Annotated in this window: 13 protein-coding genes; 6 read left to right on the top strand and 7 right to left on the bottom strand. The window is 49.7% G+C overall.

All coding sequences use genetic code 11. The features are described 5' to 3' along the window. Positions 1 to 479: 479 nt before the first annotated feature. Complete coding sequence (gene purM, locus DQM57_RS03625; RefSeq protein ID WP_108043720.1) at positions 480 to 1514, top strand: phosphoribosylformylglycinamidine cyclo-ligase; 1035 nt, start codon at positions 480 to 482, stop codon at positions 1512 to 1514. 251 nt (positions 1515 to 1765) lie between these two features. Here purM and DQM57_RS03630 read toward each other — a convergent pair whose 3' ends face one another. Next, positions 1766 to 2422, bottom strand: coding sequence for a response regulator (locus DQM57_RS03630; protein WP_107860080.1), 657 nt, complete (start codon positions 2420 to 2422; stop codon positions 1766 to 1768). Beyond that, complete coding sequence (locus tag DQM57_RS03635) at positions 2419 to 4191, bottom strand: histidine kinase (RefSeq protein WP_108043719.1); 1773 nt, start codon at positions 4189 to 4191, stop codon at positions 2419 to 2421. Before DQM57_RS03635 ends, DQM57_RS03630 begins: the two co-directional genes overlap by 4 nt. A gap of 206 nt (positions 4192 to 4397) precedes the next feature. On the opposite strand from DQM57_RS03635, the gene mobA reads away from it, so the two are divergent. From mobA to DQM57_RS03655, 4 genes are all read left to right on the top strand, one after another. After that, positions 4398 to 5012, top strand: a complete 615-nt coding sequence (gene mobA / locus DQM57_RS03640; RefSeq protein ID WP_108043718.1) for a molybdenum cofactor guanylyltransferase MobA — start codon at positions 4398 to 4400, stop codon at positions 5010 to 5012. A 74-nt stretch (positions 5013 to 5086) separates the two neighbouring features. Then, positions 5087 to 5581, top strand: coding sequence for a hypothetical protein (locus DQM57_RS03645; protein WP_003677442.1), 495 nt, complete (start codon positions 5087 to 5089; stop codon positions 5579 to 5581). Between the two features lie 103 nt (positions 5582 to 5684). Further along, the gene (locus DQM57_RS03650; RefSeq protein ID WP_107860076.1) at positions 5685 to 6305 is read left to right on the top strand and encodes a riboflavin synthase subunit alpha; all 621 of its coding nucleotides are present in this window, start codon (positions 5685 to 5687) and stop codon (positions 6303 to 6305) included. A gap of 7 nt (positions 6306 to 6312) precedes the next feature. Further along, positions 6313 to 7176, top strand: coding sequence for an ATP-binding protein (locus DQM57_RS03655; RefSeq protein ID WP_111727633.1), 864 nt, complete (start codon positions 6313 to 6315; stop codon positions 7174 to 7176). Between the two features lie 11 nt (positions 7177 to 7187). Here DQM57_RS03655 and DQM57_RS03660 read toward each other — a convergent pair whose 3' ends face one another. Next, positions 7188 to 7622, bottom strand: coding sequence for a Spy/CpxP family protein refolding chaperone (locus DQM57_RS03660; RefSeq protein ID WP_111726923.1), 435 nt, complete (start codon positions 7620 to 7622; stop codon positions 7188 to 7190). Between the two features lie 159 nt (positions 7623 to 7781). On the opposite strand from DQM57_RS03660, the gene rpe reads away from it, so the two are divergent. Continuing rightward, positions 7782 to 8465 carry a ribulose-phosphate 3-epimerase gene (gene rpe / locus DQM57_RS03665; RefSeq protein ID WP_003677452.1) on the top strand — a complete coding sequence of 228 codons (684 nt, stop codon included), beginning with the start codon at positions 7782 to 7784 and terminating at the stop codon, positions 8463 to 8465. Between the two features lie 65 nt (positions 8466 to 8530). Here rpe and ruvB read toward each other — a convergent pair whose 3' ends face one another. The 4 genes from ruvB to DQM57_RS03685 all read right to left on the bottom strand — a co-directional run bounded on the left by ruvB (position 8531) and on the right by DQM57_RS03685 (position 13028). Beyond that, a complete protein-coding gene (gene ruvB / locus DQM57_RS03670; protein WP_111726925.1) occupies positions 8531 to 9562 on the bottom strand; it encodes a Holliday junction branch migration DNA helicase RuvB in 1032 nt (343 codons plus the stop codon). Positions 9563 to 9633: 71 nt separating this feature from the next. Continuing rightward, positions 9634 to 9942 (bottom strand): hypothetical protein, encoded by a 309-nt coding sequence (locus DQM57_RS03675; protein ID WP_101122971.1) that lies wholly within the window; start codon positions 9940 to 9942, stop codon positions 9634 to 9636. A gap of 119 nt (positions 9943 to 10061) precedes the next feature. After that, positions 10062 to 11315, bottom strand: a complete 1254-nt coding sequence (locus DQM57_RS03680; RefSeq protein ID WP_111726927.1) for a multifunctional CCA addition/repair protein — start codon at positions 11313 to 11315, stop codon at positions 10062 to 10064. Positions 11316 to 11399: 84 nt separating this feature from the next. After that, a complete protein-coding gene (locus DQM57_RS03685; RefSeq protein ID WP_111726929.1) occupies positions 11400 to 13028 on the bottom strand; it encodes an ABC-F family ATPase in 1629 nt (542 codons plus the stop codon). Positions 13029 to 13174 lie beyond the last annotated feature (146 nt).

Below are 13174 nucleotides of genomic sequence, written 5' to 3' on the forward strand. Positions count from 1 at the left end.
ACGTTAAGTATAAGCAGTCAGAATGAAAAAGGGTGGCAGAATCGCCACCCTTTTTTTATATTTAGTCGTATTTTATTATTATCTTAATTCGGACTATAAGGGATTTTATACAACTCTCTGAGAAAACTGCCTAAAGAGGGCAAAAAAGTTTTTGATTCTCGTCAATTGTAAGAAGTTGGGCTAATTATTCCGTCTGAAAGAAAATTGGGGGAATCGAATATGGGAAAGCTGCCGGATAAATTTAACTCACTGTTTTATTGAATAGAATGATCCACATCATATATTTTTACTGTTAAGATTGTTGTAAGTTCAAGGTAGAAATAATAGTAACGCGTAAGTTAAGGCAGCCTTGAGCTGATAATAAGATACCAAACATATTGTTTACAATTCTGACCAAAAATCTGAACCTGTCAGGAAGAAATAAGGTAAAATACACTTTGTTATCTTACCGTCTAATCACCATTTACCAAGGAAAAATGATGAGTACTTCATTTAGTTACCGCGATGCAGGTGTCGATATCGACGCAGGCGACCAACTGGTCGAAAACATCAAACCGTTTGCCAAACGCACCATGCGTCCGGAAGTATTGGGGGATTTGGGCGGTTTTGGCGCATTGGTCGAAATTGGCAAGAAATATAAAAATCCCGTATTGGTCAGCGGTACGGATGGAGTAGGAACCAAGCTCAAGCTTGCTTTTGATTGGGATAAGCATGATACGGTCGGCATTGACCTTGTCGCTATGAGTGTTAACGATATTTTGGTTCAAGGAGCAGAACCTCTGTTTTTCTTGGATTATTTTGCCTGCGGTAAATTGGATGTTCCGCGCGCGACCGATGTCATCAAAGGCATTGCACAAGGTTGCGAAGAATCCGGCTGCGCCCTGATTGGCGGGGAAACTGCTGAAATGCCGGGCATGTATCCCGTTGGTGAATACGACTTGGCGGGTTTTGCCGTCGGCGTGGTGGAAAAAGAAAATATCATTACCGGCCGCAGCATCGGTGTAGGCGATGTGGTATTGGGTTTGGCTTCCAACGGTGCACATTCAAATGGCTATTCGCTCATCCGTAAAATTATCGAGCGGGAAAATCCTGATTTGGATGCTGATTTTGATAATGGGAAAAGCTTGAGGGAGGCAGTTATCGCACCAACCCGTCTGTATGTGAAACCGATTCTTGCCGCTTTGGAAAAATTTACCATTAAAGGCATGGCACACATTACCGGCGGCGGTATTACTGAAAACGTACCGCGCGTGTTGCCTGAAAACACGGTTGCCCAAATTGATGCCAAATCGTGGGAATTGCCTAAACTCTTCCAATGGCTTCAAAAGGCGGGCAATGTGGAAACTCAAGAAATGTACCGAACCTTTAACTGCGGTATCGGCATGGTCGTTATTGTTGCTGCCGAAGATGCTGATGCGGTTGAGAGCCTCTTGGGTGAGCAAGGTGAAACAGTTTACCGTTTGGGCTTGATTCGCGAGCGTCATGGGGATGAACATCAAACCCAGGTTGCCTGATTGCTTCTATAGCGAAATGCCGTCTCAAACATGGGTTTAGACGGCATTTTTATTATGCCGTCTGAAAATATCATGATGATACGTTTTCAGACGGCATAGTTGATATTGCAGTATCAGATAGGAGCAAGTAGAAAACACTAAACCGAACATATTACTGCTGTGGCAAGTATGCTTACGGGGGCATAAGCTTACATGCTTGGTCTGTTATCCGAATGACCGTACGGGCCTAATATATGCCGTCTGAACCCGTATTACTCCAATACAGGCTGGGGGACATTATGATGGATAGCATAAACGGCGGCTTGAACCCGGCTGCTGAGGTTGAGTTTGCGGAGCAGGTTTTGAACGTGAACTTTAACGGTGGATTCAGCAAGGTTGAGGTGGCGTGCAATGATTTTATTGCTGTGTCCTGCGGCAAGGTAACCTAGAATTTCCATCTCTCGGGGGGTAAGGGAGGAAAGTGTCTGAGTTCCTTGTGCGGGTTGGGGGGAAATCAGGCTGCGGACGAGTTTGGCAGTCATCTCGGGAGAGAATACATTATCGCCGTCGGCAGCTTTGCGTATGCTTTCAAGCAAGAAATCGGCGTTGATATTTTTCAACAGATAGCCGCGGGCACCGATACGCATACATTCGGTAAGATCGTCGCTGTCTTCGGAAACAGTCAGCATAATCACTGCCTGTTGCGGATTGATGCTGATGATTTGGGAGAGTGCTTCGCGTCCGTTCATACCGGGCATATCAAGGTCAAGCAGGACGACATCGGGTTGAAGCTGGCTGATCATTTTAATGCCGGAAAGTCCGTCGGAAGCTTCGCCGATGACCTCAAAATCATGTTGGCGCAACAAAAGTGCCTTGATGCCGCTGCGGAAAAGGGTATGGTCGTCTATCAGAATAATTTTAATGGTCATTTCAAGCTTTCTTCAGATGCACCCGTCAATGAGACGGTGGTTCCTTGTTGGGGTTGGGAATAGATTTTCAATACGGCGCGGATACGTTTGGCACGCTCCTGCATGATATGTAGTCCGACATGGCTGCCAGAAGGTTCTCCAATGTTTTCCGTGTCGAAACCCTGTCCGTTGTCTTGAATGGTCATTGTAAAACTTCCATCCTGTTTGACCAGCCTGAATTTGACATGGGTGGCACGGGCGTGTTTTCGGATATTGGAAAGGCTTTCTTGCAGGATAAAAATCATTTGGAGCTGCTCTTCCTGAGGAGGCAGGAACGAACTGTTTTCCCAGGTGGTTTCAACCGTTATCCCGGTTTGTTGTGTAAAGCGGGCGAATAGGTCGGCAACGGCTTCGGGAAATTCTTTATTACTGATTTTGGTACGGAAGTTGAGCAGCAGTTCGCGGACGTCTTCATAACATTCTTGTACGCCTGTTTTGATAAAGCTGATGTTTTCCGCAGCTTCTTCTTTTTTTCCTTCGGCAAAGGCACTCTCCAACATTTGTACCTGCAGGTTTAGGAACGTTAATGCTTGTGCGATGCTGTCATGTAATCCTTGCGCAATCAGGTTGCGTTCCTGCAATACCGCAAGCAGGCGTTTTTCTTCTTCCTGCTTCGCCCCGGCGAGCGATACGCCCAATTGCCTGCCTAATGTTTGAAGCAGGATGCGGTCGTCTTCATCAAGAGAAATGCCGTTTGGAAAGCTGAGCAACAGCCTGCCCAATGTTTCGTTCTGGTACTCAATGGGGAAGGTTTCCTCATGGTACTTCCCCAAATCCGAAGCTGCTGTGCCGCAATCCGCATGATGAATGGAAACATAAACATCGGATCCGCCGTCCAAACAGACTCTGCCTGAATCTGCTTCTACGGCGGGCAGGATACGGTTTAGAAAATGTTCTGCAGCCTGTTGCGGTATGTAGGATTGGTGCAGGTCCCGCGTAGTTTGGTACAGCAGGGTCAGGTTTTGATTTTGTTTTTCGAGGCTGCGTGTCTGCTCGGCGACTTGTCCTTCCAAATCATCATATAAAATTTTCAACTTGCCGCCCATTTGATTGAAACAACGCCCGACCTGTTTGAATTCCGGCGTACCGCCTTCGGGAACGGGAATATCGAAACACCTACGTCCGATGCGTTCCGCACCTTCCCTTAATGCCTGCAGCGGCCGAATAACCCAAATCTGGTGCCAAAACAGCATCAGCACAGACGACACCAGCGTCATCAACATAATTGCCCATTGAAAACGCCTGAGCCACCATGTGTTTTTTTCATTGGCATTTTCCAATGCCTGCAAAAACAATTCGATGTTTCCGGCAAAGCGGTAGAGATCGACCTGAGTCGGACGCCGGTAGGACTGAAGCGGGGGGAGGATGTGTGCCTGCCAATCTATAATCAGCATGGATTGTATCAAATCATAAGCAAGAGGGGTGTCCGAAGGAATCAGCGGATGGATTGCATCGCTTTGCGAAATACGCTTCAGGCTTTTTTCAAATTCGGCAACCTGATTGTCTATTTGGGAGCGGGGAGATCCTTCGCCGGCCATGTAGGCCAGACGGTATGCCTGCATCCTCAAGTTTCCGGCTTCTTCAATGACTGAGGCGGCATTTTCCAGGCGTAAAGAGAGCATCAACGTTAACACGACGGACAATGCCGCCAATCCGACCCATAAACCGGTCAGAAGTTTCAGGCGTAGGGAAAGGCTGATGCCGTCTGAAAATCGGGATGACAGTATCATGCTTTGAGAAAATTATTTTAAAATAATGTCAACAATATCATTCTTTCGGATTAGAGACAACTGCTCAGAAAGAATTGGTTAAGAAAAACTTAATCGTCATCGCTTCCAGTGTTAAATCAGGTTATGATAAAATTCAAATAATATGAATTTATTAAATGTCTATATCAGACTTATTCTAAAAATATTGGGAACAACAAGCTGTAATCATGAAAACCTTCAATTTTTCCAAAAGGACGCCCTTGGTAAAAACTTTTGCACTGATATTGGCAGGCGGTCAGGCAAGCCGCATGGGGGGAGAAGACAAAGGGCTCGTACTTTTGGATGGCAAAGCGTTGATTGACCATGTCATCGACAAAATCAGGCCCCAGGTCAGCCATATTGCTATCAGTACCAACCGGAATTTGGAAGAATATGCTCGAAGAAGCCCGCATATTTTTCCGGACGCACGGCAGTGGCAACATTTCGGCCCACTTTCGGCTTTGTGTACTGCCGCGAACGATTTACAGCTGGCAACGGCCGACTGGCTTCTGGTTGTGCCGTGCGACATGCCGTATCTTCCGGATGATTTGGTGGCAAGGTTTGAAACCGTATCAAAGCGTACGCCGTTATGTAATGCATTTTATGTGGAAACACCGGTAACCATGCACTACAACATCATGTACATCCGCCCGCAGATTCTTCAAAGCGCGATTCCTTATTTATTTTCAGGGATGAAGACGCTTAGAAGCTGGTTGCAGCAACAAAGGGCGCGTTCGGTGAAATTTGAAGTCAACGAGCATTTCATCGATTTGAACACGCATACGGATTTGCATCCTCAGTAAATAATAGTAATTCTTATTTATATTCTTACAAAAACATGAAATAATCGCATAAATCGATTTTATGTGGTTTTGTCATGCGTTACCATTTTCCAATTTCCATCGATATGTACGATTTCTTGTCTGCCGGACGGTTTGATTATCTGGAAATCGGGCAGACTGCGGAAATGATATTGCAAATGTTTCCCGCCCCTGAGTGTGTACCCGAAGGGCTGCTGGTAAAAAAAGGCTGGAACATTTGGCTCTACGGCAACATCGAACTGCATTTCTCCGACGACCGTTTGGTACAGATACGCGCAGACTTCGATTCTGAATTAGGTTTGCAGGGAGGGAGGTGGTTGAGCCTGAATACGTGGTTTTTAAACCGGCAGGAAAAATCTGATTTTCATTCCGTAATCGAGAAGCTGATAGGGCGGGGTATCGACTTTATCAAATTGGATACGCCCACCGGCTTGGTTTTGCGTCTGCAAAGCGGAGTAGAGCTACTGTTTGAAAAATATGGTAAGCAACGCCTGGCCGCATTAAGCAAAGGCAAAACCGTACTACCCGACTGGGTATGTGCCATGGCTTAGGGCAAATAAGAAATCGATGCCGTCTGAAATTCTTTCAGACGGCATTTTGTTTGGGGAAGTGTTACAATTTCAGCCCTTGGAATTGATATAGGAAAATCGGAATATGTTTACCGGCATTGTTCAAGGCTTGGGCAAACTGATAAAAGTCCACCGTCCGTCGTCGGCATTTCACACTTATATTGTCGAGCTTCCGCAAGAGGCGGCAGAAAACCTGCAGCGCGGCGCATCGGTTGCCAATAACGGCTGCTGCCTGACCATTACCGAAATAGAAGGAAACCGCGTCAGCTTTGATTTAATGGCGGAGACATTGGTAAAAACCAATTTGGGACTACTGAAAGAAGGCGATTGCGTCAACATTGAGCGGGCGGCGCGTTTCGGCGACGAAATTGGCGGACACCTTATGAGTGGGCATATCATGACAACCGTGCGTATTGTCGAAATCGAACAGGACGGGTTTAACCGTACGGTTTGGTTCGAGCTCCCGACCGCACTCAGTCCTTATATCCTGACCAAAGGATTTGTCGGTTTGGACGGTTGTAGCCTGACCGTCGGAGAAGTTGGAAAGACGCGTTTTTGCGTACATCTGATTCCGGAAACCTTGGAGCGGACGCTTTTCGGCAACAGGCAAACCGGCGACCAAGTCAATATTGAAATCGATCCGAACACACAGGCAACCGTCGACACGGTCGAACGCCTGATGGCACAAAGATATGCTGAAAAATGAGGCAGGTATGGAATTAAACGAATTTCTTGACAAAGCCTATTCCGTTTTACGGCGTTTGGATGCCGTACTTCCGCCGGAATCCGAACGTACGGATTGGAACGCGTTGGCATTCCGTTGGCAGAGTGCGGGTAAAAAAGGGGTTTTGGAGCACTTGCCCGCCCCTCATGTTTTCCCCTTGGCAAGGCTGGCGGGAGTCGGCCCGCAGACCAATTTGCTGGTACGCAATACCGAACAATTCATTGCCGGCAGACCTGCAAACAACGTATTGATGAGCGGTGCACGAGGAACAGGCAAGTCATCACTCGTCAAAGCATTGCTGCACGAATACGCGGATAAGGGGTTGCGCCTGATCGAGGTCGATAAAAGCGATTTGGTCAGCCTGCCTTACCTGTTGACGCTTTTAAAAGAGCGTCCGGAAAAGTTTATCGTATTTTGCGATGATTTGTCGTTTGAAAGCGGTGATGAAACATATAAGGCATTGAAAACTGCGTTAGACGGTGGTTTGTCGCAGCGTTGCGCCAACGTCTTAGTTTATGCGACCTCCAACAGACGGCATCTGATGCCGGAGTACTTGGACGAGAATGCCGGTACGACGGGGATGCGGGGGGAAATCCATCAGAAAGAAGCGGTAGAAGAAAAAGTATCCCTATCGGACCGTTTCGGGTTGTGGCTCAGTTTTTATCCGTTCGATCAAAACGATTATCTGGCGGCAGTGCAAAATTGGCTGGAAGATTTTGGTGTGCCATATGATGAAACCGTAAGGATTGCGGCATTGCAGTGGGCGCAGATGAGGGGCAACCGTTCGGGACGTTCTGCCTGGCAGTTTGCATGCGACTGGGCGGGCAGACTGCCGGAACAACGGGTGCTGTAAGTTTTTAGGAATTATTTGAGACAGGAGGACAGCCACAGCTGCTGTTGTTGCGGTGTCAGGATATGGAAGAAGCGGTGTTGGATTTCCAATTCGTCCACCGCAAAATCCATGCTGGACAAATAGCGGTTTTCGACATAATCGCGTGCGTCTCCCCGATTAAACGAATACGAAGAGATGATTCCGACAATGACTTGGCGGCGGCTGAGTTCTGAGCGGGTTCTTTTTATGCGTGCTTTGTCATTTGCAAGCTTGAAGGCGGCACGGATTTTACGCAATTCATTGTGCTGTTCCGGAGTGAGTCCGAGCCGGCGTATATCGCAGTTCGGTTGAAAATCGTTCAGAGAAATATAGGACGGTGCAGCATGGGAAATCTGGCAGGAAAGCAAGGCTATCCCTAGAAAAGAGGCAACGGGTTTGACAAAACGGCTGGTATCAGGCAGTGGCACGGCTTTTTCTCTTGTTGGAAATTTTAGGAAATATACTAGATTGACGTGTGAAAGATGGTATTATCGCGGTTAACTTTTGTTAATAATGCCGTCTGCGGCATGTTTTCAGGCATCCATAACGGCGGAATAAACCCCTAAAAGGATAGTGAAGGAAAAAACATGACTACTTACCGTATCGCACCCAGTATTTTGTCGGCTGATTTTGCACGCCTCGGGGAAGAGGTTGCGAATGTTATTTCGGCAGGTGCGGATTTGATTCATTTTGACGTGATGGACAACCATTATGTACCGAATCTGACCTTCGGCCCTATGGTTTGCGCGGCATTAAAACCGTATGCGTGTGTGCCGATTGATGTGCATTTGATGGTCGAACCCGTGGATGACCTGATCCAATCGTTTGCCAAAGCAGGGGCATCAATCATTACTTTCCACCCTGAGGCAAGCCGGCATATCGACCGAAGTTTGAGCCTGATTCGTGATATGGGCTGTCAGGCCGGGCTGGTGTTGAATCCGGCAACGCCCGTGTATCTGTTGGAAAACGTACTGGACAGGCTGGACATGGTATTGCTGATGTCGGTCAACCCCGGATTCGGCGGACAAAGCTTCATCCCGCACACCCTTGAAAAAATCCGTCAAGTGCGGGCGATGCTGGATCGGTACGAAGCACAAAGCGGGCGGCACATCGCCATTGAAGTGGACGGCGGCATCAAAACCGACAATATTGCCGCCGTTGCGGCGGCGGGCGCAGATACTTTTGTGGCTGGTTCCGCCATTTTTGGCAAGCCGGACTATAAAGCAGTGATTGATGCTATGAGGGTTGAATTGGCAAAAGCGGCAAATTGAATCTTGCGCAATGATTGAAATAGAAATGCCGTCTGAAACTTAACTCTGTTTCAGACGGCATTGCGTTATTTTTCGACCGCCAGTCCGAAATGAAGATAGGCGCGTTCGGTAGCCATTCTGCCGCGCGGGGTGCGTTGCAGGAAGCCTTGTTGGATAAGGTAAGGTTCGATAACGTCTTCGATGGTGTCCGTAGATTCGCCGATGGCGGCAGCAACGTTGTCAAGACCAACCGGGCCGCCGCTGAATTTATGCAGGATGGCTTCGAGGAATTTTCTGTCCATAACATCCAAACCTTGTGCGTCCACATCCAGCATGCTTAAAGCGGCATCGGCGACGGTGGCATCGATGACGCCGTTGTTTTTCACATCGGCAAAATCGCGGACGCGGCGCAGCAGGCGGTTGGCGATGCGGGGCGTGCCGCGGCTGCGTTTGGCAACTTCCATCGCGCCTTCTTCACCCATGTCGAGTTGCAGTAATTGTGCGGAACGGCTAACGATGGTGGCAAGATCTTGATTTTGATAAAACTCCAAGCGGGCAACGATGCCGAAACGGTCGCGCAGAGGGTTGGTCAGCATACCTGCGCGGGTGGTTGCACCGACGAGCGTGAAGGGTGGAAGGTCGATTTTGACGGAACGCGCGGCAGGGCCTTCGCCTATCATGATATCGAGCTGGTAGTCTTCAAGCGCGGGGTAGAGGATTTCTTCGACAACAGGGCTGAGGCGGTGTATTTCATCGATGAACAATACGTCGTGCGGCTCGAGGTTGGTCAGAAGGGCGGCAAGGTCGCCGGCGCGTTCGAGGACGGGGCCGCTGGTTTGTCGCAGGTTGACGCCCAGCTCTTTGGCGATGATGTGCGCCAGTGTGGTTTTGCCCAGTCCGGGCGGACCGAAGAGCAGGGTGTGGTCTAGGGCTTCGCCGCGTTTTTTGGCGGCTTGGATGAAGATGGCGAGCTGTTCTTTGGCTTTATCTTGCCCGATATAGTCGTCCAGCGTTTTAGGACGCAGGGCGCGTTCGAGCAGCTCTTCTTGCGAGGAGATGCTTTGGGCGGTAATGATGCGCTGGGGCTGGGCAGCGGTTAGGTTGTCGGTTTGCAGCATGGGTTTTCCGGTGGGTTCGGAGCCGTCTGAAAAGCAGTTTGCTGGTTTCAGACGGCCTTTTTGAAAAAGGGTCAGCCGCGTGTTTCGCGCCAAACGAGGTAATCGCGCAGGGGCGGCATGGGTGGGTTGATGCAGTGGGGGCAGATGCCTGTGGTGTCTTCGTCGTCGCTGTCGATGTGATAGGCGTTGGGGTCGAAGCGGACTTGCTGCATTACCGCCTGAGCCAATGCCTGCGCTTGAACGACGTCGAAGGTGAATTTTTCGAGGATTTCGTTCAATAGGCGGATTTCGCCATCGCTAAATTCCGAGCTGTGTTTGAGAATGAGGCGTTGGTAATCTTCGTTGTTGATTTTAGATAATAAATCGGTTTGTAGGGTCATGATTTTATATTGGGAACGGAATGGCTGAAGAGTGAATTATAGCGGATATGGCGGCGGCTGTTGCAAAGCTTGGATTGGGTATCGTCCTCAAAATTCTCAAAGTAGCCATATTGTACGTTTTAATGTTTTTCTGGCTTTTCTTGCTCCGTCCGAAACGCTTTTTGCAATGGGGTAATTTCTGTCAGTCGCGCCCGATCGATTTCTTCGGCGATAAGGTGCGCTTTTCCCTGCGCGCGGCATTCGGCGGCGATTTTGCCCGAATCCGTCTGATTGGCGGCTTTGAGCAGGGAGAGCCAGTGCGCGCGTTGCGGGTAGGGCGTGTGTTCGCGGTTCAGACGGCCTTGCGTGTCGGCAATGCAGACAGTTAAGGCGGCGGAGAAGCGTTCGGGTCGTCTGAAAGCGTCGGTTTTTTTCAAAACGTTCAGAATGGTTTGGCTTTTAAGCTGTCCGACTTGGTGGAAAATAATGTGCCAACGGCAGACCAGTTCGGCAAGCTCGGCGCAATGTTTCGGCGCACGCAGCCGCTGGTTGACTTCACGTACGGGTTCGACGCCGGCGAGGTCGTGTCCGTGGTGGCGCGGCAGGATGTCGGACGGTGTTTTGGCTTTGCCCAAATCGTGCAGCAGGGCGGCATAGCGTTCGGGCAGGCTCAAACCCATATCGGCAGCACGTTGTAGCGTCATCAGGGTATGGATGCCGCTGTCGATTTCGGGATGGTAGTCGGCGCGTTGCGGCACGCCGAAGAGGGCATCGACTTCGGGCAGCAAGACTTTGAGCGCGCCGCATTCGCGCAACACTTCAATCATCCTACTGGGATTTTTCTCCATCAAGCCTTTCGCTAATTCCTGCCAGACGCGTTCGGCAACTAAAGCGTCCGCTTCGCCGTTTTCCACCATTTTCCGCATCAGCTTCATGGTTTCTTCGGCGATTTCAAATCCGTAGCGCGCGGCAAAGCGGGCAGTGCGCAGGATGCGGACGGGGTCTTCGTCAAAGGCGGGGGAGACGTGGCGCAAAATGCCTGCCTTTAAATCCTGTTGTCCGCCGAAAGGGTCGATGATGAGGCCGTCTGAATCCTGCGCCATTGCGTTGATGGTCAGGTCGCGGCGCATCAAGTCCTGCTCCAGCGTAACGCCTTTGTCGGCGTGGAAACTGAAACCGGCATAGCCCTTGGCGGTTTTGCGCTCGGTACGGGCGAGGGCGTATTCTTCGTGGGTTTTGGGATGAAGGAATACGGGAAAATCTTTGCCGACCGGCTGGAAGCCTTGCACCAGCATGGTTCGCGCGTCTGCGCCGACGACCACCCAATCGCGGTCTTTGACGGGCAAGCCCAAAAGATAATCGCGGACGGCGCCGCCGACGAGGTAAGTCTGCATAAGCTTCCTATTTTAAAGTTATCAATAATGCCGTCTGAAGAGGCTTCAGACGGCATTGTTTCAACCGGAGGGTATTTTGTGCGTTTATGCTACGCCTTTTTTCTCCAAGTAACTTTCGTAATCGCCCAAGTAGTGTTCGTAACGGCCTTTGCCATCCAATTCGATAATTTGGGTAGCCAATGAAGATACGAACTGACGGTCGTGCGATACGAAAATTAGCGTGCCGTTGTATTTTTCCAGCGCCATGTTCAAGGATTCGATACTTTCCATATCCATGTGGTTGGTCGGTTCATCCATGACCAAGACATTGGGTTTCAACAGCAACAGTTTGCCGTAAAGCATACGGCCTTTTTCGCCACCGGAGAGAACCTTCACTTTTTTCACGACATCGTTGCTGCCGAAGAGCAAGCGGCCCAAAGTGCCGCGGATGACTTGTTCGTCATCGCCTTCCTGCCCCCATTGGCGCATCCATTCGCTCAGGTCCATATCGACGTCGAAGTCGTTTTCATGGTCTTGCGGGTAGTAGCCGACGCTGGCTTTTTCCGCCCATTTGATGGTGCCTTCGTCCGGCAACAGGCCGTCTGAATATTCGGGGTTGTACGCGCCGGCCAAGAGTTTCAGCAAGGTAGATTTACCTGCGCCGTTCGGGCCGATGATGGCGAGGCGCTGGCCTGCTTCAAGGATGAAGTTCAGGTTTTTAAACAACTGGGTTTCAAAACGTTTGGCCAGTTTTTCAACTTCCACAGCCTGACGATGCAATTTGGCTTTTTCGTCGGCTTCAAAACGGATATACGGGTTTTGACGGGTAGAGGGTTTGACTTCGACCATCTCCGATTTGATTTTGTCTGCCTGTTTCAGACGGCTGGTTGCCTGACGGGCTTTGGATTTGTTGGCAGAGAAGCGTGCGACGAACTCTTGCAGCTCTTGCAGTTTTTCTTTGGCTTTAGCATTGTCTTTCAGGGCACGCTCACGCGATTGGGCGGAAGCGAGCATGTAGTCGTCGTAGTTGCCCGGATAGATGGTGATGGTGTTGTAGTCCAAATCCGCCATGTGGGTGCAGACTTCGTTCAAAAAGTGACGGTCATGCGAAATAATAATCATGGTGGAGTCGTATTGGTTCAACACGCCTTCCAACCAGCGGATGGTATTGATGTCCAAGTTATTGGTCGGTTCGTCCAAGAGCAATACGTCTGGTTTGGAGAACAGGGCTTGTGCCAGCAATACGCGCAGTTTGAAGCCCGGGGCAACTTCTGCCATGGTTGCATTGTGCAAATCTTCGGAAATGCCCACGCCGCTCAACAGTTCGGCGGCGCGCGCTTCGGCGGTGTAGCCGTCGTATTCGGCGAACTTGGCTTCCAGTTCGGCGGCTTTCATGTAGTCGTCTTCGGTGGCTTCGGGATTGGCGTAAATCGCATCACGCTCGGTCATCGCCGCCCACATTTCGGTATGGCCCATCATCACCACGTCCAGTACGCGCATGTCTTCGTAGGCAAACTGGTCTTGGCGCAATTTACCCAAACGCACGCCGTTTTCAATTGCGACTTCACCGGCGGTCTGTTCCAAATCGCCGCCGAGGATTTTCATGAAGGTGGATTTGCCCGAACCGTTCGCGCCGATCAAGCCGTAGCGGTTGCCTTCGCCGAATTTTACGGATACGTTTTCAAACAGAGGCTTCGCGCCGAACTGCATGGTAATGCCGTTGGTAGAAATCATTATTGGTAAAACCTTATATTGAACAATAGATTAAATTTGTTGAATTTTCAGATTGTAACATAATCCCCTTGCCGTCTGAAACAGACGGGCAAATTTTCAGACACTTATAGTAAAATATCCGTTTTATTATTTCAGGCAAAAGGTTT

This window comes from Neisseria cinerea, from assembly GCF_900475315.1.
Classification (GTDB): domain Bacteria; phylum Pseudomonadota; class Gammaproteobacteria; order Burkholderiales; family Neisseriaceae; genus Neisseria; species Neisseria cinerea.